Origin of the sequence: Mesorhizobium dulcispinae (genome assembly GCF_033977345.1) — a bacterium.
GTDB lineage: Bacteria > Pseudomonadota > Alphaproteobacteria > Rhizobiales > Rhizobiaceae > Mesorhizobium > Mesorhizobium dulcispinae.
Genome location: NZ_JAVIIY010000007.1, coordinates 43,381 through 61,381 on the forward strand (window position 1 = coordinate 43,381; position 18,001 = coordinate 61,381).

Genomic DNA, 18,001 nt, shown 5'->3' on the forward strand with positions numbered 1-18,001 from the left:
CTGGGCGCTTCAGGATTGTCTTTTTCGGACCGCTTTGGGGCCCGTTGAGATTTAACTCAGGCCGAGCCGCTATGCGTCACCGTGCCCGCCGTGAGGATGCGCAGCACCCGGATCGCTTCCTCGCCATCGGTGCGCGGTTCGTCGCGCGTTTCGATGCATTGCATGAAATGCGCGAGCTCGCGCGTCAGCGGCATACCTTCGCCGACCGCCACGTAGGAAGGCTCGTTGGCGGTGAAGGCCCACTGGCCGCTGTCCTGCCAGACCGCGTGCCGGTAGACGGCAAGCTTGCGTTCCCACGGCTCGACGTCGTCGAACACCGCCATCGCCTTGGTGCCGACCACGGTGAGCCGGCGCTCGCGATAGGGGTTGAGCCGCGAGGCGAAGAGATGGCTGCGCACGCCGTTGGGAAAGCGCATGTGCAGATGCGCGAAGTCGCTGAGATTGTCGAGCAGCGCCGCCCCCTCGCCCCTGACCTCGATCGGCTCGGTGCCGGTGATGGCGAGGATCATCGACAGGTCATGCGGCGCAAGGTCCCAGAGCGCGTCGTTCTCGGTGTGGAACTTGCCGAGGCCAAGCCGGTGCGAGTGGATGTAGCGCACCTCGCCGAGCTCGCCGTTGTCGATCAGCGCCTTCAGCGTCTCGAAGGCGGGATGGAAGCGCAGCACGTGGCCGACCATGAAGACGCGGCCGTTCGTCCTTGCCGCCTGCACCGAGCGTTCGGCATCGGCGACCGTCAGCGCGATCGGCTTCTCCACCAGCACGTCCTTGCCGCCCTCGACGGCGCGCACCGCCATGTCGGCATGGTATTGCGGCGGCAGCGCCATGACGACGGCGTCGACATCGGCGTGTTCGAAGAGCTTGTCCGGCTCTATCGCCAGGCAATCCTGCTCGCTGGCGAACCCTTCGGCACGGGCGCGGTTGACGTCGGAAACGGCATGGAGCGCGCCGAGCGCCTTGAGGGTGCGGATGTGGTTGCTGCCCCAGTATCCGCAACCGAGGACGGCGATGCGCGGCTTCATTCGTTCAAACTCTAGAATTTCATGGCCGAGACATAGCGACGTGCCCCGTCGAACTCAACCCCGATGCATGCGCTTCAGCGTCTGCCCGGCAAAGCTTTTCCGGGATGAGATTATGCTGATGCGTCCGGCTTGACAGCTTTGCCCTGCCAACCTTATATCCGCGCGACCTCGGCGAACGCCTCGAAATTGCCCACGACCCGTGTGGTTCTTCGAGCATCATCGCCGCTCCTGGCGGAGTAGCTCAGTTGGTTAGAGCACGGGAATCATAATCCTGGGGTCGGGGGTTCAAGTCCCTCCTCCGCTACCATTTGTGATTAATTTATTGATATTTATATATAATTTGGCGTTTAAGCGCTGAATTTCAGGCTCCACCCGTTACCATACCCCCTGTAACAAGCTATCGGGACCGTGCACCCGCGCCAATACCGGCGCCGGAGACAACACAGATGGCAAAGCGTGGAAGACCCACCAAGGAAATGCTGGAGAATCGGAAGCTGCTTGAAGAGCTCGTGAGGGCTTTGGCCAGGGACTTCGCCCGTCGCGATCATCAGATCGAGAAAAGGCTCAGGGGACCCGGCCCTGAAAACAAACTACCCGTTCTGAAACGAAGAATAAAAACTTGTAGGCCAAATTAGCAAGTACCGGCGCGGGGCGTGGCCAACACGGCCAACCAGGCATCGGGGCCGCTCGCTTCCATTCCCGTCGGTGCTCATCCGGCTCATGTCATTGCGGACCCCGACGGCAAGCGAGCTTTCGTCACGGACTCTGAACGCAACATCGTTTCCGTGATCAATCTCGATAACGGCGCAGCCATCGCGATGGTCCCAACCGGCGACTACCCGCACAGCCTCAGGATGAGCCCTGACGGAAAGTTCATCTACGTCGCCAATGTCAAGGACGGAACTGTATCCATCATAGACGCAGTCAAGCTCCAGGATGCTGCGCGGATCAAGATCGGTAAGGCTCCCGTGCAGGTCGGCTTCACGCCCGACGGCAGCCGCGTCTATGTCTCGCTCAGGGACGAGGACAAGGTGGCGGTGATCGATACGGCCACCCGCAAGGTGATCGCACGTTTGGAGGTCGGGCGGTCGCCCATCCAGATGTACGCCACGCCCGACGGGCGCTTCGTCTATGTCGCCAACCAGGGCACCGAGGCCAAGCCGAACGACACGGTCTCCGTCATCGACGTCGCGAGCGGCAAGGTCGTCAAGACGATCCGCACCGGGTTGGGCGCGCATGGCGTTGCGGTCAGCAACGACGGCGCCTTCGTCTTCGTGACCAACATCGTCGACGGCACCGTGTCTCTGATCTCGGTCAAGGACCAGGCGGTCGTGAAGGCTTATGCAGTCGGCAAGGGGCCAAACGGGATCACGTTCCAGTCCACCAGCCCGGCCTCGGGCGATGCAGGCTGAACGAAGCGCTGACGAAGCCGCAATACCAACAAGGAGACACAGTCATGAAAAACCTCTTTAGTACCTTGGCGATCGGGACGCTGCTTGCGCTCTCGGCGCCCGTTCTCGCGAACGAAGCCCATCATACAACCGGCGGCGGAAACGGGTCGCCGCCCGCTGCCGCGACGGAAAAAGCGGAGGATGCAGGCTCGGCGACGCCCATGATGATGGGCAGATCGATGTCGAACAACATGATGTCGAACGGCATGATGAAGATGATGATGATGGACATGATGTCGGGCGACGACAGCCCCATGGGGCAGATGATGTCGCCTGAGCATATCGAGGGACGAATCGCCTTCCTCTCGACCGAACTGAAGCTCACCAAGGCCCAACGGCCCTTATGGGACGGCGTCGCCGAGGCGCTGCGGGCAAACGCCGGCTCGGCCAAGGACGTGATGGCGAAAATGCCGGCCGGCATGATGAGCGGAGATTCCGCCACCGGAACGCCAGTGAAGCGGATCGAGCTTCAAGAGCGAATGCTGTCGACGCGGCTCGAAGGGCTGCGGCGGCTCAAGGCCGCGCTGGAGCCTTTCTACGCGTCGCTTGATGATGCCCAGAAGGCGGTGGCCGACAAGCTGCTCATGCCGGCGCCGATGGGCATGATGTGAGGTCGAAAGGGCCGTTGCGTCACACCGCGACGGCCCAACACGACAAGGCGAGAGCTCCAGGTGAGACCATGAAGACGAAGCGGAGCGTCCGGACAGAAGAACTGCTGCAGCTGCAGCACGAAACCTTCGATTACTTCCTGGACGAGGTGAATCCTGCCAATGGCCTCATCCGCGACAAGACTGCCGCCGATTGGCCGGCCAGCATCGCGGCGACGGGCCTCGCTCTCACCTGCTACCCAGTCGCCGTCGAACGCGGATACATGGCCCGGCAAGAAGCCGTCGCACGAACCCTGGCTACGCTCCGCTTCTTCCGGACGAGTCCTCAGGGACCCGAGCCGGGCGCAACCGGATACCGCGGCTTCTATTACCATTTCCTCGATATGGAGACCGGTCGGCGCGCCTGGCAATGCGAACTCTCCACGATCGACAGCGCGCTCTTGCTGGCCGGGGCTCTGACTGCAGCCGCCTATTTCGACGCGGAAGTCGCGGACGAACAGGAAATCCGCTCGCTTGCTGATGCGCTTTATCGCCGTGCCGACTGGCAATGGGCGCAGAACCACGGCGCGACGGTGACGCACGGTTGGACCCCGGAAAATGGATTCATCAAATACCGATGGGAGGGCTACGACGAGGCCCTTCTGCTCTACATTCTCGCCCTTGGCTCTCCGACCTTTCCTCTTCCTGAAAGCAGCTACGCCGCCTGGACGTCTACCTATCGCTGGGAGAGCTGCTACCGCTACGAGTACCTCTACGCCGGGCCGCTGTTCACGCATCAGCTGTCACATGTCTGGGTCGACTTTCGCGGGATCCAGGATGCCTTCATGCGGGAAAAGGGCCTCGACTATTTCGAGAACAGCCGGCGGGCGACCTACCTCCAGCAATGCTACGCCATCATGAACCCGCGAAAATTCGAGGGTTACCGAGAGTGCTGCTGGGGCATCACGGCAAGCGAGGGACCAGGTCCGGCTACTCTCAAGCTGAATGGCATCGCGCGTGAGTTCTACGACTATGTCGGCCGAGGGGTTCCCTATGGACCGGATGACGGCACGCTCGCGCCTTGGGCGGTCGCGGCTTCATTGCCGTTCGCTCCGGAGATCGTCCTGGAGGCGCTCGACTTCTGCATCCATCAAGCGAAGCTGAAAGAGTTCAGCAGATACGGCTTCAAGGCCGCCTTCAATCCCACTCATCCAGGAGAGCCAGGCAATCCGTACGGCTTCTGGGTGTCACCCTGGCACTTCGGCATCAACCAAGGCCCCATCGTGCTGATGATCGAGAATTACCTGAGCGACTTGGTTTGGCGCTTGATGCGCGGCTGCCCTTACATCGTCACCGGATTGCACCGCGCTGGATTCGAGAGCGGCTGGCTGGGGCAGGGTCAGGCCTCTTAAGCGCCGACGCTGCCAATTCGTCCTGGCCTAGGAAGGGCGAAGGCGATGGAAGCAACGAAAGGGCATCGCCAATGTCCGTGGGGCGCGAGGCAACGTCCGCGGGAAGACTATTCTTGATCGAAATCAATGCGCATGCGTCATATTTTCGGAAGGATTATGCGCAAAATAACGCTGCAGGAGTCTGTCTGTCGGGAGGCTGATATGACGCCGACGCTCAGAGAGTTGCAAGCCGGGATGATATGCGGCGCCCTTGGCATGGTTTCGCCCGCCGCTGCACAGGACGCGTCTCAAGGCTCGTCCATGATGCAAAGCGGACAAATGTCGCACCGCATGATGAGCCCTGGGCTGATAGTGCCCACCATGAATCCATCCAATGGTCGCAAGCTGTTTGCCGAAAAAGGATGCGTCGTCTGTCATTCCATTAACGGCGTCGGCGGCGGCGACGCGGCGGCATTGGATGCATCGACAATGCCGCCAATGATGAATCCGTTCGAGTTCACGGCGCAGATGTGGGCCGGCGCTCCAGCGATGATCGAGATGCAAAAACAGGAACTGGGCGAGCAGATTGAATTCACGGGGCAGGAACTGGCCGACATAATTGCCTTTGTCCACGACGCCGACGAGCAAAAGAAACTATCTGAGGCCGACATCCCACCCAAGATCAAGAAGCTGATGCATTCAGACACGGAAGGCGGTCATGAAATGAACCAGATGAAGCAAGGCAGCGGAATGAAGATGAACGACGGCCAGTCGCCACAGTAGAAAGCCGGGCTTCAGGTACCCAGCGGCAGGCACGGCCGAGCAAAATAGTTCGAGGTTTCAAACCATCACAAGCGAGCAGTTAAGTCAGATGCTGCCGCGCAAGGATTTCTTCTTTGTAAACGTCCAAATTCCCTATGAAGGGCAGATCAAGGGAACTGACGCCATTATCCCCTACGGACAAGATCGATCGGAATCTTGACAAGCTCCCCGCGGATAAGAACGCGAAGATCGTACTGTACTGCCGCAGTGGCCGCATGAGCGAGATCGCCGCGGAGCAGTTGGCGAGACCCGGCTATCTGCATGTGACGCATCTGTCGGGCGAGATGATCGCTTGGCAGGCTTCCGGACACGCTCTCAAAAAAAGTCCATCACGCCGTCGATGTCCAAATCGGACTCGGCAAAGAGCGCCTTCGGATGAGCTGAAGAACTCCGATGGCGAGGGGTACTTCGCAACATCATGGAAGAGGGAAGCGATAGCCTTCCGCCATGAGATGTCCACCAGATCGCTGGCCGCGAAATGTAGGTCCAAGATCTTGCGTTCGACTTCGACGCGTAGCTCTTCAGAGTTACAGGCACTGATCGCGTCGCCAGTCGAGACGGCGCTCGCGGGCTGGGGTCGATCGAATTGACGTACGTCAAAGCGCATTCGGACTGAGCAGGCGATCATGCAGAACGTGAAGAGCTTGGAAGCCCCTGCTGTGCTTGAACGATCTTGTCAGATCTGGCAGCGAGACCATCGGACCGCAAACGGTACCTTCGGTGCGATCGTGCTTGCCTTCGGGCTTGCTCTTTTCCTGTTGCTGGCTCCTTCGAGCCAGGCACAGGCGCACGAGTTCGCTGCCTCGCAAGGTGTTTCATCAACCAAGATCGTTCCGTTAGTTGCCGACAGCATAGTCGATGGGGCGACCTCGACGACGAGCGTTCTGTCGGTCTCTGCGTTCGATGAACCAGGCTGTCACGACGGCGCAGTCCATGCCAATTGCGGCCTATGTGCGGGCGGGCACTGTTTCGGTTCAGCAGCCATTATGGCAGCACCGCCGGGAATTGGCTTTGTGCCGGGACCCGACGCCTTGGCCTTCCTCGACCAATCAGGCTTCGCACTCGCAAAGCCTGACGTAGCCTTTCGACCTCCTCGTTCCGCTCCCTGACGACCTGCTCGGCGAGCAAACCTCTCGCTTGCCGGCCGAGGCTGCTCTTTGTGCTGGTCCAATACTGGCTCCGGTCGCGAACGTACTTCGAGGAGAAAACTCATGAACATGCGGACAGAAGCCGCAATCCCTGATCATCGGTCTGGTGGCCTGGGCGTGGGGCGCGAGTCTCTCACCCTCCGCATTGGAGGAATGACCTGCGCCCACTGCCCACCAGCGATCGGGAAGGCCGTTCGAGCGGTCAAAGGGGTTCAGGCCGCCCGGCTATGGCCGTAACCACCTGCCACGATGAGGTCTGCCCCGATGTGATCGGCTGCGACGGTGATCGAGTCGCCCGCCGACAATTCGTCGCTCTCCATCACCTGGGATCGAGCCTTCACGCCATGCTTCATCAGGAAACGCACGACATCGGCCGCGCCATCTCGCACGGCGAGCGTGCCTCTTTCAGCGGCGCTCAAAACGGTCACCTCCTTGGCATTGCGCAAGAAAGGCATCGCATCGACCACCGCCCGTCGCGCTTCGCGGCAATCCTTCCAGGCAAGCATGACTTTCTCACCTTTAAGGGCGCTGAGATCATCGGCGGCGAACAGAACCGGCCTGCCGGCGGAAAGGATCAATGCGGCGGGATCGATCGTCCTTTGGAAGTCGCCGGCGGCGGCCGCAGCGGGCGCGCCGGTGATCACCAGATCGGCCGCTCGCGCGTGCAGGGCAACGGCGCGCGTAGGATCGTCAACCTCGGCCCGCCATGATGCGCGCTCGTTGTTGCCGACGACCGCAAGGAACTCCTCTTTGAGTTTCTTGATGCGGTCCTCGAGCTCAAGGGTCCGACGACGCAAAACCTCTGCTGTGGCCGGTGAGGATTCGCTCGGCGACACCAGCATGGAAGGCTCGCCCGCGGTCACGGCTATAAGATCCGCCTCGAACCTCCTCGCGATCTCCTGAGCGAAAATCAGCCGCGGCGTTGCCGGCGCATCGATGTCGAGCTGAACCAGTATTGTCGTGTAGATCATATCTGGGCCCCATCAGAGGCCCGTAGATCAACACGGCCGACAGCTTCTCGCTTTGATGCGCATCAATTTCAATTCAGTCGGAGCACGACAGGCCAAGAGCGTCCAGTCCGGCCGCAAGGTGATCGCCCAGGAGCGGGTTGCCGCAAAGATAGCCGGCCGTGTGTTTGTTGTGGGCATAGGTGGCCTGCTCGCGGACTTCTTCCCAATCGACCGCCTGGCCGTCATCCCTGCCGAGCCACATCAGCGCCACGAGGTCGATCTGCTCATCGATGGAGAGCTCCGAAATCAGCGAGCCAAGCTCTTCACGCACGGGGTCGTCATCATGGTCCTGAAGCACCGCAATCTCATTGTCGTCCGCGGGATTGGATCCCGCGTCCGGCTCGGTAACGGCAACCTTGACGTCGAATTCATATGCCTTGGCGATTATGAAGCAGACTTTCCGGATGGGAATTGCCAGCTCGGGCGCCTCGGTGTCTTCACTACCGATTCCGTGTTTCATTTCGATATCTCCTCTTCGTCTTCGGCGGTTTCTCTTCCGCGGACGATGCGTTGGCCGAGCCATGGCCCGCTCGAAACCGTGACCACGGTGCAGCGACCTTCAGGCTCGCCGTCCTTGTGATAGTAGATGACGACCCAGTCGGACGTCTTATGAAGCCGGTGCGCGAGCTGGCTGTTTGAGAACATAGCGGTGAAATGCCAGTCGCCGTGGCGGGCATGCAGGATGGGTAGCCAAGCATCGCCTGCGGGATTGAAACGCTTCGGCGCTATCTTGCGCAACTGTCCCGCGGCCGTGCGCTCACGGTAGATCCGGTCGACCTGCAAAAGCTGTGAGACAGATGGGCGAGCGGCGATGATTCGCCGGGGGAGTGTCGGCCCGCCGAAGCGTTCCACGATGGCCGCAGCGATCATTCGCATGCGCCGCGGCCCGAGGCCTTTCACATGCAGCTTGCCAAAACGAACGGCATGCTCGAGTTCTTCCAGACTCTCGATCTGGCCCTCGGCGGCAAGGCGACCAGCCAGCTTCGCACCTATGCCTGGGATGCTCCGGAACAGAACCTCAGGTGCAAGTTCTCCTCGCAAACGATCCAGTTGCGACCAGCGCCCGGTGCCGACCATTTCCGCGATCGCGTTGGCGATACCCGTTCCAACGGCAGGAAGCGCGATCAATCCCTCACGGCCTTCCTGCGAAAGTATCTGATCGACCGGGCGATCGAGTGTCGCGACCACATCGGCCGCCCGCCGAAAAGCCTTGGCACGAAACCCGCCCTCGCCCTGCTGCATCAGGACATCGGCGTAGTCACGCAACCTGCCTGCAACCAGCAAGTTGATGGCCGGCAAGATTCGGGAAGCGCCAGCCGTTGACGGGACAGCATGAATGCCAGTCTGAACAGCCCCCATCATCGATCGAGGCTCCCGATGTAGGCGATGATGGCCTCAATCTGATCGGGGGTGGCCACGAACTCGGGCATGTCCGGGTGACCTGTGGAAATCCCCTCTGCGAGAGCTTCTTGCAGGTCTTCGAGCGGATAGCGCAGATGCAGCAGTCTAAAGGGCGGCGCGTCGGGATGGGTGCTTGGTCCGGCCGTGCCAACCGCATGGCAGCGTGCGCAGTTTGTTTCTACGAGCCTCTTGCCGTAGGAAATTTGCGAGTTATCGCCCGCCCGACCCGGAGAGGCGAAGACGACAGCGGCGACGGCAGAGGCCACGATTCTGAATGCTTTTCGACGTTTCATGCCCACCGAATACCGCACGAAGCAACGTCGAGCCTTGACTTGGCTCAAATGCCGCGGCCCACGGTCACCGAGATGCATCGAGCGCCAAGCAAATGGGCTTCAGTCGCCCCCGCAAGAACTTTGACCGGCCGATGGATGTAGCTGTCCCTGTTTCGTTCGCGAAGGCAGTGAAGATGAAGTGACGCTAGATGAACTTCTCGCCCGCTCTCCTGCAATCTCAGGCAAGCAGGGTTGCCGCAGCCATGTCGTCGACGGTTGTTTCCGCCTCTTTCCGAACCCGCCCGGCTGTTTCCGAGGCAAGCTTGGCGCCGATGGAAGCGAACTTGCCGACCTCGTTCGCATAGTCGGAAGTGGCGTTCTGAACAAAATTCACGAACACGTCGAAGGCATCGACGAATTCGTCGCCACCCGTCAATTTATCGAGGAGCTTCAGATCATCCTCCAACCGCCGTTTGAGGAAGGACGCACCTTCGATCTGGTAGCGCAGCAGCGCGCGGATCGAACGCGCCTGCAGATCGGCGCTGACGCGCATGAATTTCTGTCCGGGTTTGGCGAAAGGGAGCAACTCCGGCACGCGGAACTCTTCTGCATTCCAGATCATAATCAAACTCCTTTCGGTTTCCGCTTCAATGTCCTGTCGTTAAGTTAGCGAGGCCATCAGGGGTATCCGAGGAGACAGTACGCCGGCGGGCGCTTGCTTCTCCTGGACGACGCCAGTTCGAAATAGATCGCGGTTCCAGTGATGAAGGCTAGGCAGAGCACGGCCCCAGAGAAGAATGTCTTCTGCAGACATGAGCAAAACCCTTGTTGCTTCCGACCCAACATCGCAGGGCGATTCCAGGCAAGCATTGATCACGATCAATCGAATTCGGTACTGCCCTTGTCCGAGCGCCCGTCACTGCCCGCTCCCACGCCCCCGCATCTCAGCTTTGACCCTGATCAAGGCGAAGGGCTGCGTTGGCGGCAACAAGTCGACGAGAACAAGTTGTTGCGGATGCGCCGCGAGGGACGGAAATGAAAGAATTGCCGCTTGGCGACGTGTATCGGCTTATCGAACCCGGTCCGGTCGTCCTGCTCACGACCAGGTCCAGGCAAGGCCGCGCGAATGTGATGACCATGTCCTGGCACACGATGGCAAAAATTGCGCCGCCGACGATCGCCTGCATCGTGTCGAGCGACGATCTCTCGTTCTTCGCCCTGCGTCAGACCAAGGAATGCGTGATTGCGGTGCCTCCGGTTGGACTTGCGGATAAGGTCGTCAAAGTCGGCAACCGTTCCGGCCGGGATACAGACAAGTTCGCGACAGCCTGGCTGACGCCGCTGCGCGGCGAGCGGGCGTCAGCGCCGCTGGTGGCCGAATGCTTCGCCAATCTCGAATGCCGCGTCGTCGATACGCGTCTGGTAAACAAATACAATTTGTTCGTCCTGGAAGTCCTAAAGGCCTGGATCGATTCGGCGCAGCCGAAACCGAAGACGATCCATCATGTCGGGAACGGCGCCTTCGTAGTGGACGGCGAAGTGATCCATTTCGAATCCCACATACCCTAAGAGCTCCGAGCCGCGGCGGCATCACTTTGATCGGCGTCAAAGCGCGCTTGGCCGCGCAAGGTAGCTTAAGCGCATCGATACATCCTGACCGGAAGCGCTGCCGATGAGCTACAAATCCATTCTCTTGAACCTTGGCATCGACGGTCCGATCGAACCGCTGACGCGGGTCGCAATCGACCTTGCCAAACGTTTCGACGCACGTCTGATCGGCTTCTGCGCCGCTGACGCGCCGTTGCCGGTGACGATGGCGCCTGAGGGCGCGGCCATTGCGGCCGAGCTCTGGGAGCATTTGAGGGATGAAATCCGACAAAGGCTTGGAAGCGTCCGGGGCGAATTCGAGAGTCTCGTCGCCGGAGCCGTCAAAACGGATTGGCGCGGCGCGATCGAGAACCCGGACCATGCCCTGGCCAGGAGTTCACGTCTCGCAGACCTGATCGTGACCAGCGCGTCGCAGGGCGCATCCACGGGCGACTCCTACCGCACAGCCGATCCGGGCAGCCTGGTGTTGCGTGCCGGCAGGCCGGTGCTGGTTGCGGCCCATGGCGCCACGGATTTGCCGGTCGGCAAGGTCGTAGTCGCTTGGAAAGACACGCGCGAAGCGAGGCGTGCGGTGGCAGACGCCTTGCCCCTGATGACCATCGCCAACGAGGTCACCATCGTCGCGATCGATCGCAATCCGGATGATTGGATCAGGGACGGCGTGAAGGACGCGGCGAGCTTCCTGACAGGCCACGGCATCAAGGCACGCACCGAAGTCATCAAGACCGACGATGATGACGGCAATCGCCTCGTTGATTTCCTCGCCTCCGTCAATGCCGAGTTGGTCGTGTCAGGCGCGTACGGGCACAGCCGCTTGCGGGAATGGGTGTTCGGCGGAGTTACGCGTTCGCTGCTCGATGAGGTCTGGCTCAATCGGCTGATGTCAAGTTGATGCTGGCTCTGGAAGCAGCAAGAAGGTGAAGGTGACAGAGCGCGGAGCCGCTGTCGCCTTGCTTCCCAAGGGGAACTCGCTGGTTTGTTCTTCGGCGGGTAGGCACGCCCGGCGGCCCTGAGTTCCGACAAGGCGTGCACCCGGCCTTCGAGTCTCACCGCACTATTGTCGAGGACGTTGACCTTGATCTCCTGCGCCTCGAGCTCCGCTTAAGCGCATCCTCGATGCGCTTCTTGATATCACAGGTTGACGCCGCAGCTTGATCCGACTGTGAGCGGTTCTTTTCGATGCATTGATTGAGATCAAATTCTCCCCCGCATTTTCGGGCATATGCTTTGCCACCAGACACTTAAGGTATCTTCACCTGATGAGAAACGCCGTCGCCAGGCTTGTCGATGCGTGCAACGCCGAAAGAAGCAAGGGATCGGACTTCCCAACCATTTGGAGGGATGTCCTGAGGGCGCACCCGTGCGTGCGCGGGCAACCGGTCCAGGACAGTGGGGAGGACGGTCCCGTCTTAAGAATTCCTCTGATCACCGGCCAATTCCTCGTCTTCTTGGGTTCGCATTTCTCGCTTCTGTGAGCTGGGCGTCCGAAAAGTTCTCCGGTCGGCTGGCGCCTCCCGCGCAACCAATTCGATGATGAGATATCGGACTTCGGGTAGCGATCGGGAAATCGCTGCCTCGTTCAAGACTGAAGCGCGGCATCAATCCGCCCCCTGCCGAGGGCCCTGTTCGATCTCACGCCATCGAAACGGCGTTCTTGATCGCCTCCACCGCGATGGTCAGCATCGTCTCCGACGCCGCCTTGAACAGCAGGTCGTAGACCGCCGCCTTGTTGTGGAAGGCGATGTCGGCGACCTCGGCCGGCAGCGTGAGCACGACGTGGAAGTAGCCGACCGGCAGCAGGTCGGCCTCGCGCTCGGCAAGCCATGTGCGCGCCGTGGCACCCTGGCACTTCGGACAGTGCCGGTTGCGGCAGGAATTGTAGGCGATGCGCCACTGGCCGCAGTCCTCGCAGGCCTCGACGTGACCGCCAAGGGCCGCGGTGCGGCAGTGCTCGATCGCCGACATTACCTTGAGATGCTGCTGGCTCAGGTGTCCGGCATGGGCGGCCGGTAGGCGGGCCCAGCAGCTCGGAAGATGTCGGCAACCTCCAGGTCCGCGCGCACCGGGTTCAGCCGGGAGGCGACTTATCCTCCATCAGCGCCATCAGCCGGTCGAGCGGGCCCTGCGACGTGCACCGCTCCAATGTCGGGCGCCTGCTCAATCGCCTGGGGCTCAGTCATAAAAAACTCTACGGGCTAGCGAGCAGCAACGGGCCGACGTGCGCCAGGCGCGTGAGGTGTGGATCGAACGGCGAAAGCGCTTCTTCAACAAGGCTTTGGCACAGCTGGTCTTCATCGATGAGACGTCGACCAACACCAAGCTGACCAAACGCACTGGCTGGGCGCCGAAGGGCGAGCGCTTCAGGACACATGCGCCATTCGGCAAATGGCAGACGCAGACCTTCATCGCTGGGCTGCGATGCCACGGTCTTGTCGCACCGTGGATCGTCAACGCACCAATGAACGCTGCTATCTTCGAACGCTATGCCGAAAACGCAACTAGCTCCCCAACTCTCGCCCGGTGACGTCGTCATTCTCGACAATGTCGGCTTCCACAAGGGCGAGCGTGCCGTTCAACTAGTTCGCCAAAAGGGCGCATGGTTCCTGTTCCTGCCGCGATACTCGCCCGACCTAAACCCGATCGAGATGGCCTATTCAAACTCAAGGCGCTCCTGCGAAGGAAGGCAGCTAGAACCTTCGACACGCTCTGCCAGGCTCTCGGTGATATCTGCCACCTGTTCGACCCAGCCGAATGCAGTAACTTCTTCAAGGCTGCCGAATATGAGGCCGATTAATCGCGACACGCTTTAGCGGGCGCATTCGACGGCTCGCAACTGATCGTTGAGGTACAGCCGGCCGGCTCTGCCCATATCGGCCGGCTGCATCCTCTCAGACGCGCCGGTGGCAACTTGGGAACTACCCATGGGCCCCTGGCATGAGATGTCGAACAGGCTCACTCTGTACGATGTCCGTTTTCAGGTACCATGATTGCGCGGCTCTATGACCGAGATTGCGCAAAGCAGGCATCCTGGTTGCGTAACAATCTGCGTAACCGGCAGAACGAAAAATAAAACATTTTCAATGTCATAGGCCTGAATTCGAAAGACGCTCTCTCCGCATTTGGGGAATTGTAGATCAAGCTCGGATCCGCTCGAATTCGAGAGCAAACAGGAGTTCTTCCTGTCGGGGGGATCGGCGGTAACGGACCTCCGCTACCACCTCAAACCCACAATCGTACGTAGTAGCCGGGCTATGGGGGCTGTCTGATGCGGCGCTCTCGGGCATAGCGTGCGTTTGGGAATGTCCCCCCGCCAATCAGAATGGCAAGCTTGCCTTTGAACCCGATCTCGACCCCCTTGCGCGCCGGCTTGGGATGTATCGTGACGCTGTGAACAAGCGCCCGAAAGTTTTTTGAATTAGCGGCCCACGGTCGTCAGCCGCAGTTGCGTGCTCGGCCAATGCCTTTGAAAGAACATCGACGGTTTCGATATAGCGCTCGATTGTCGCGGGGTGGAGAAATATGGTCGACGGCGGCTCATCAGGGCTGGCAAGTTGCGCCTCGACCTGAAGCCGCAGTCTTCAGTTCAGCAATGCGCTGTTTGGCATCCTCTTCGGTAATGACGCTCTTGATGACGAGGTCGATCGTGCGCTGCCGTTCAATCGTGCAGCGCTCGAACCGTCGTGGCGCAATTTGCCATCGGACTGACGGAGCAGCGCCACAGGCAATCGAGCGCAGTCCGGCCGTCTTCCGATCGACGCGGCCGCAGGCAGGATAACGTGCGTTCCGTCGTTCCTGGTCTGCATCGGTCCTCATCCGCCGGAGCGGATCTCCTTTGTCTGGCGCCCGTCAGTGCGCGGGCGCCATGCGTTTCAACTGTCGTTGTTCTGCTCATCGATGCGCCCCCAAAAGCTTGCGGGCCTTGTCATGCGCGCGTTGCGCAGCGTCGGCTTGGTCTGCGGCCGGATCGCCGACATAGAACGCGCCGTCGCTCCAGACCGCATGCTGATCACCGCCAGATTGCGCGCCGCCGCGACACGGCCTTGCGGTGGCAAGAGCGCTTGACGCTCTCCCGCCGCAGCTCTTGACCTTGTCCCTGCCCTTGAACCACGTCATCAGTCCCCCTCATAGAGCGCGCGTCGCACGTCCGCGTCGCCGGCCTTCGAGAAGCGCGCCGGCACCGCTCGCTGCGCGCCACCATTTCAACGAGGAGACCACGCAGCCGGCGGTACACTCTCCACAGCACCGCGCGCAGCCAACATGGCGTCGATCAGTTCGGCCGACAGCGGATCATCCGCCACCGCTGCGCGCACCACCTGCTCGAAAGCCGCGCACCTGGCCTTGCTCAACTGAACGCCTCAAGCGAGTGATGAAGGACGTTCTCCAGATCGAAGAACTCGGCGTTCAGATTGCGCCGGTGCGTTAGCAAAAGCCCCTCGCGGGAGCAGCTTTTCGATTTAATGCGGGTCCCGCGAAACCAGCCCGTACGCATCAAATGGGTAATGGCCGGCGCATCGGTGTTGTCGGTTACTGTGACGCGGCGAACAGGATATAAAGCTATTTGGCAGCAGCTGGTCGAGGAAAGCCTCGCCGTCATGAAACCGATGAACGAAGAGCACCTTGCGGTTCTACGCAGGCACATGGTCGAGATGATTGCAATCCATGCCGACCTCGCAAGCGAAGAGCTCGGCAAGGCAACGCTCGACGAGCGGGTGATGGCATCGATGCAGCGGGTCCCGCGACATCTCTTCGTGCCAGCTGCGGTCGCGCCTTATGCCTATCAGGACATGCCGCTGCCGATCGGCTTCGATAAGACCGTCTCGCAGCCCTTCATTGTCGCTCTGATGACCGATCTCCTTGCTCCCCAACCGCGCGAAGCAGTGCTCGAGATCGGGACTGGCCTGGGCTATCAAACCGCGATCCTGGCGGAACTCGCCGGACAAGTTTGGAGCGTCGAAATCATCGAGGAATTCGCAAGCCATGCCGAGGCTCTGCTGCAGGGCCTCGGCTTCTCCAATGTCGCCATTCGTGTCGGAGACGGGTCTCGTGGCTGGCCCGAGCACGCCCCATTTGACAAGATCCTGGTTAGCGTGGCGGCTGAGCGGACGCCGCCGGCTTTGCTGAATCAGCTCAAGCCAGGGGGACGCCTCGTTCTGCCTTTGGTGTCTGAAGAAGTACAATTTCTGACTATCATCGACAAAGATGCGGCGGGGAAACTCGAGACTCGAAAACTCATCCCGGTTCGGTTTAGCCGGCTCGAAACCATCTAACGAGGTGCGCACGACTGGCGCGACTTCGCTTTTCCGACCATCAGCCGGATGCCGGCAGCTCCGCACCCGAGGCAACCGGGCTGTCGCCTCTACTACTAGGTACTAGGCTGGCGCCCGCCATCCAATGCTAACCTTCATTTCCCGGGATCGGAGTTCCATATGTCCCGATAGAGCTTCCAGCTGCCGTCCTGTCCTTTCTTCCAGACCACCACATACTTCCCCGCGGCATCCACCAGCTTTGAATCCTTGCCCGGTGCCTTGAGGGAGAAAGTCCCGGACTCGTATGCAAAATTGCCGCTTTCCTGGACCTCAAGCGTGGTGAGTGTGAGCTCCGATATGCCCATATCGATCGCGCCCTGCCATAGCTTTTGGATATTTTGGCGGCCGTCGACCCGCGCCATATCTGGGGGGAATGCGGCCGCATCATCCGCGTACTTCGATGCGACCCCGGCCGCATCCTTACTGTTGTACGCCTTCACGAACTCGGCATTAGCGGCTTCAATGGCTTCTTTCGCAGACTGGGCCTGGGCAGATCCGAGGCAGAGCGACGTGACAGCAACGACCAGCAGACAATGCTTGAAAGTCATTTCATCCTCCCGTGTTCCGGTCTCTAGCTATTCCCCGCTTGAGGTTATCACACAGACTTTCTGGTGGTCGCCCGGCCACAAGATCATGACGTCGATCTGGTCGCGGTGTCACAGTGCTAGCAAGCATCCCGGCGCATTCCCCGGTGACCGCATCGCCGTGACGGGCTGCAGCCGTGGCCATCACGCTTGCCAGCCCTGCGCATCGTCGTGCACCGAAGGTGCCCCAAACGGTAATCGCAGTCGTCATCATGCAGAGCATCGGACATGCCAAATGGCCCGTTGGACTTTGCGCTGGACGATGCGACCTCAGCATTCACTAATTTGCAAAGCAAACGCGAGGGGCACCTGCGCGACCGATCCCATCCTTCACGACAATTGCTGCGGCAACAAACGATTGCCAACGACGTCAGAGCGACTAAGAAGCTCTTACACGCTCAGGCTGAACGCCGCCGATAGTGGAAGAGCGCTTCTTCGAAGGAGACGCGCCAAATTCCGTCGTCGACTTCCTTGATGCCGAGCTTTTGGCCTGCGAGCACATGCGAGATATTGATCCGCTTACGATGCATGCAGATGCGACCGCAGTTGGTGACGAGAATGTCGCGGTCGTGGAAAGGGTAGTGCAGTTCCTGCAAGCCGGCATAGGCTTTTGAGGAGCGCGCATACAGGTCCGCTGGCACCCGCACCTGCTGAAGATCGATCCCACCAGCACGAACAAGTTCGCACGGGATGAATCCTCCGGGCTGTAAAGCCTGCCAAGGCCTGTTCGATCCACGTCGAGGCAGAGCGACAGGCTTGCGTCATACCTGCCAGCAGCGCCCCTGGGCGGCCCTTTACTGACTTAGCAAATCTAAATGTGAGCGCGGCCGCGGCTGTGCTAGAAACGAATTGTTGGTCTCTCGGGAGGAGTCCTTGGATATAAGATCGAAGCTCGCCAAAATGTCGGCGGCGCTGCTCTCCAGGCGTGGCGCAGCCCCTCAATCCACCACCGCTGTCGTCAAACCGATTCGAACGTCGCTCGTCGATGTTCCTCTTAAGCGCCAGACACTTCCATATAAGCCTAAGCCGCCGATCCGTCCTTGCAGCAATATGTAGAACGATCATTCGTCGCGACCTTCTGGCCAGCGGCCCCACCACCCGCGCTCCACCACGGCAGCCAACATATCGACCGATGGCGAGCGCAGCCAGGCTGCTGCCAAGTCGGTGCCACCGATAGCGCTCCACAAAGCAAGGATGTGCGTTGATAGCCTACCCCGTCTGCCTGGGACACGTTTCCGGATGAACTTTGGCAGCGTCCTCGCGAAGCAGCGAATTCCAGTCGGTCCAAATCAACTTGATCAGCTCGCGAGCCTGCCCTTTGGTAATCTCTGTCTCCCGACAAGCGTAGCCGCTGCCGTTAGCCCGCCGGCGGCTAGGAATTCCCGTGCCCGTTTGGATTTGG

19 protein-coding genes, 1 tRNA gene and 3 pseudogenes are annotated in these 18,001 nt (G+C 60.4%); 12 read left to right on the top strand and 11 right to left on the bottom strand.

Features of this window, described 5'->3' with window-relative positions:
• Window positions 1-56: 56 nt before the first annotated feature.
• The gene (locus RFN30_RS16710) at window positions 57-1,019 is read right to left on the bottom strand and encodes a Gfo/Idh/MocA family protein (protein WP_320263186.1); all 963 of its coding nucleotides are present in this window, start codon (window positions 1,017-1,019) and stop codon (window positions 57-59) included.
• A gap of 230 nt (window positions 1,020-1,249) precedes the next feature.
• On the opposite strand from RFN30_RS16710, the gene RFN30_RS16715 reads away from it, so the two are divergent.
• The 7 genes from RFN30_RS16715 (at window position 1,250) to RFN30_RS16740 (ending at window position 6,379) form a co-directional block, all read left to right on the top strand.
• A tRNA-Met gene (locus RFN30_RS16715) sits at window positions 1,250-1,326 on the top strand.
• A gap of 346 nt (window positions 1,327-1,672) precedes the next feature.
• Entirely contained in the window at window positions 1,673-2,431 is a 759-nt protein-coding gene (locus RFN30_RS16720) for a YVTN family beta-propeller repeat protein (protein ID WP_320263187.1), read from the top strand.
• A 44-nt stretch (window positions 2,432-2,475) separates the two neighbouring features.
• Window positions 2,476-3,081: a Spy/CpxP family protein refolding chaperone gene (locus RFN30_RS16725; RefSeq protein ID WP_320263188.1), complete on the top strand. Its 606-nt coding sequence runs from the start codon at window positions 2,476-2,478 to the stop codon at window positions 3,079-3,081.
• A gap of 68 nt (window positions 3,082-3,149) precedes the next feature.
• A complete protein-coding gene (locus tag RFN30_RS16730) occupies window positions 3,150-4,469 on the top strand; it encodes a glucoamylase family protein (protein WP_320263189.1) in 1,320 nt (439 codons plus the stop codon).
• Window positions 4,470-4,670: 201 nt separating this feature from the next.
• Window positions 4,671-5,231, top strand: coding sequence for a c-type cytochrome (locus RFN30_RS16735; RefSeq protein WP_320263190.1), 561 nt, complete (start codon window positions 4,671-4,673; stop codon window positions 5,229-5,231).
• A 134-nt stretch (window positions 5,232-5,365) separates the two neighbouring features.
• Complete coding sequence (locus tag RFN30_RS32400; protein ID WP_430699051.1) at window positions 5,366-5,860, top strand: rhodanese-like domain-containing protein; 495 nt, start codon at window positions 5,366-5,368, stop codon at window positions 5,858-5,860.
• Between the two features lie 36 nt (window positions 5,861-5,896).
• Window positions 5,897-6,379 carry a hypothetical protein gene (locus RFN30_RS16740; RefSeq protein WP_320263191.1) on the top strand — a complete coding sequence of 161 codons (483 nt, stop codon included), beginning with the start codon at window positions 5,897-5,899 and terminating at the stop codon, window positions 6,377-6,379.
• A gap of 251 nt (window positions 6,380-6,630) precedes the next feature.
• On the opposite strand, the gene RFN30_RS16745 is transcribed toward RFN30_RS16740, so the two are convergent.
• The 5 genes from RFN30_RS16745 to RFN30_RS16765 form a co-directional block, all read right to left on the bottom strand.
• A complete protein-coding gene (locus tag RFN30_RS16745) occupies window positions 6,631-7,389 on the bottom strand; it encodes a universal stress protein (protein ID WP_320263192.1) in 759 nt (252 codons plus the stop codon).
• Between the two features lie 73 nt (window positions 7,390-7,462).
• Complete coding sequence (locus tag RFN30_RS16750) at window positions 7,463-7,888, bottom strand: DUF3775 domain-containing protein (RefSeq protein WP_320263193.1); 426 nt, start codon at window positions 7,886-7,888, stop codon at window positions 7,463-7,465.
• Complete coding sequence (locus tag RFN30_RS16755; RefSeq protein WP_320263194.1) at window positions 7,885-8,727, bottom strand: helix-hairpin-helix domain-containing protein; 843 nt, start codon at window positions 8,725-8,727, stop codon at window positions 7,885-7,887. Before RFN30_RS16755 ends, RFN30_RS16750 begins: the two co-directional genes overlap by 4 nt.
• A gap of 59 nt (window positions 8,728-8,786) precedes the next feature.
• Entirely contained in the window at window positions 8,787-9,170 is a 384-nt protein-coding gene (locus RFN30_RS16760; protein WP_320263195.1) for a c-type cytochrome, read from the bottom strand.
• A 169-nt stretch (window positions 9,171-9,339) separates the two neighbouring features.
• A complete protein-coding gene (locus tag RFN30_RS16765) occupies window positions 9,340-9,654 on the bottom strand; it encodes a phasin family protein (RefSeq protein ID WP_320263196.1) in 315 nt (104 codons plus the stop codon).
• 425 nt (window positions 9,655-10,079) lie between these two features.
• Here RFN30_RS16765 and RFN30_RS16770 point away from each other — a divergent pair, with 425 nt between their 5' ends.
• The gene (locus tag RFN30_RS16770; RefSeq protein ID WP_430699052.1) at window positions 10,080-10,670 is read left to right on the top strand and encodes a flavin reductase family protein; all 591 of its coding nucleotides are present in this window, start codon (window positions 10,080-10,082) and stop codon (window positions 10,668-10,670) included.
• A gap of 103 nt (window positions 10,671-10,773) precedes the next feature.
• A complete protein-coding gene (locus RFN30_RS16775) occupies window positions 10,774-11,601 on the top strand; it encodes a universal stress protein (protein WP_320263197.1) in 828 nt (275 codons plus the stop codon).
• A 770-nt stretch (window positions 11,602-12,371) separates the two neighbouring features.
• Here RFN30_RS16775 and RFN30_RS16780 read toward each other — a convergent pair.
• A pseudogene (locus tag RFN30_RS16780) lies at window positions 12,372-12,772 on the bottom strand (IS91 family transposase); the annotation flags it as partial.
• A 155-nt stretch (window positions 12,773-12,927) separates the two neighbouring features.
• On the opposite strand from RFN30_RS16780, the gene RFN30_RS16785 reads away from it, so the two are divergent.
• The gene (locus RFN30_RS16785; protein ID WP_320263198.1) at window positions 12,928-13,233 is read left to right on the top strand and encodes a transposase; all 306 of its coding nucleotides are present in this window, start codon (window positions 12,928-12,930) and stop codon (window positions 13,231-13,233) included.
• Window positions 13,193-13,519, top strand: coding sequence for a transposase (locus tag RFN30_RS16790; RefSeq protein WP_320263199.1), 327 nt, complete (start codon window positions 13,193-13,195; stop codon window positions 13,517-13,519). The genes RFN30_RS16785 and RFN30_RS16790 overlap by 41 nt, the downstream gene beginning before the upstream one ends.
• Window positions 13,520-14,246: 727 nt before the next feature.
• Here the strand turns inward: RFN30_RS16790 and RFN30_RS16795 are convergent.
• Together RFN30_RS16795 and RFN30_RS32410 are read right to left on the bottom strand one after the other, a co-directional pair.
• Window positions 14,247-14,522 (bottom strand): hypothetical protein, encoded by a 276-nt coding sequence (locus RFN30_RS16795; RefSeq protein ID WP_320263200.1) that lies wholly within the window; start codon window positions 14,520-14,522, stop codon window positions 14,247-14,249.
• Between the two features lie 75 nt (window positions 14,523-14,597).
• Window positions 14,598-15,234 (bottom strand): annotated as a pseudogene (locus RFN30_RS32410) (transposase); the annotation flags it as partial.
• Between the two features lie 67 nt (window positions 15,235-15,301).
• On the opposite strand from RFN30_RS32410, the gene RFN30_RS16800 reads away from it, so the two are divergent.
• A complete protein-coding gene (locus tag RFN30_RS16800) occupies window positions 15,302-15,976 on the top strand; it encodes a protein-L-isoaspartate(D-aspartate) O-methyltransferase (RefSeq protein WP_320263443.1) in 675 nt (224 codons plus the stop codon).
• Window positions 15,977-16,110: 134 nt separating this feature from the next.
• Here RFN30_RS16800 and RFN30_RS16805 read toward each other — a convergent pair whose 3' ends face one another.
• Window positions 16,111-16,563 (bottom strand): YybH family protein, encoded by a 453-nt coding sequence (locus tag RFN30_RS16805; protein WP_320263201.1) that lies wholly within the window; start codon window positions 16,561-16,563, stop codon window positions 16,111-16,113.
• 434 nt (window positions 16,564-16,997) lie between these two features.
• Window positions 16,998-17,246 (bottom strand): annotated as a pseudogene (locus RFN30_RS16810) (IS481 family transposase); the annotation flags it as partial.
• Window positions 17,247-18,001: the final 755 nt, after the last annotated feature.

Excerpts from the sequence above, each read along its gene's own strand:
- RFN30_RS16710 (WP_320263186.1), bottom strand. The coding sequence starts at position 1,019 with ATGAAGCCGCGCATCGCCGTCCTCGGTTGCGGATACTGGGGCAGCAAC.
- RFN30_RS16725 (WP_320263188.1), top strand. The coding sequence starts at position 2,476 with ATGAAAAACCTCTTTAGTACCTTGGCGATCGGGACGCTGCTTGCGCTC.
- RFN30_RS16730 (WP_320263189.1), top strand. The coding sequence starts at position 3,150 with ATGAAGACGAAGCGGAGCGTCCGGACAGAAGAACTGCTGCAGCTGCAG.
- RFN30_RS16735 (WP_320263190.1), top strand. The coding sequence starts at position 4,671 with ATGACGCCGACGCTCAGAGAGTTGCAAGCCGGGATGATATGCGGCGCC.
- RFN30_RS32400 (WP_430699051.1), top strand. The coding sequence starts at position 5,366 with ATGAAGGGCAGATCAAGGGAACTGACGCCATTATCCCCTACGGACAAG.
- RFN30_RS16740 (WP_320263191.1), top strand. The coding sequence starts at position 5,897 with ATGCAGAACGTGAAGAGCTTGGAAGCCCCTGCTGTGCTTGAACGATCT.
- RFN30_RS16745 (WP_320263192.1), bottom strand. The coding sequence starts at position 7,389 with ATGATCTACACGACAATACTGGTTCAGCTCGACATCGATGCGCCGGCA.
- RFN30_RS16750 (WP_320263193.1), bottom strand. The coding sequence starts at position 7,888 with ATGAAACACGGAATCGGTAGTGAAGACACCGAGGCGCCCGAGCTGGCA.
- RFN30_RS16765 (WP_320263196.1), bottom strand. The coding sequence starts at position 9,654 with ATGCGCGTCAGCGCCGATCTGCAGGCGCGTTCGATCCGCGCGCTGCTG.
- RFN30_RS16775 (WP_320263197.1), top strand. The coding sequence starts at position 10,774 with ATGAGCTACAAATCCATTCTCTTGAACCTTGGCATCGACGGTCCGATC.
- RFN30_RS16790 (WP_320263199.1), top strand. The coding sequence starts at position 13,193 with ATGCCGAAAACGCAACTAGCTCCCCAACTCTCGCCCGGTGACGTCGTC.
- RFN30_RS16795 (WP_320263200.1), bottom strand. The coding sequence starts at position 14,522 with ATGAGGACCGATGCAGACCAGGAACGACGGAACGCACGTTATCCTGCC.
- RFN30_RS16800 (WP_320263443.1), top strand. The coding sequence starts at position 15,302 with ATGAAACCGATGAACGAAGAGCACCTTGCGGTTCTACGCAGGCACATG.
- RFN30_RS16805 (WP_320263201.1), bottom strand. The coding sequence starts at position 16,563 with ATGACTTTCAAGCATTGTCTGCTGGTCGTTGCTGTCACGTCGCTCTGC.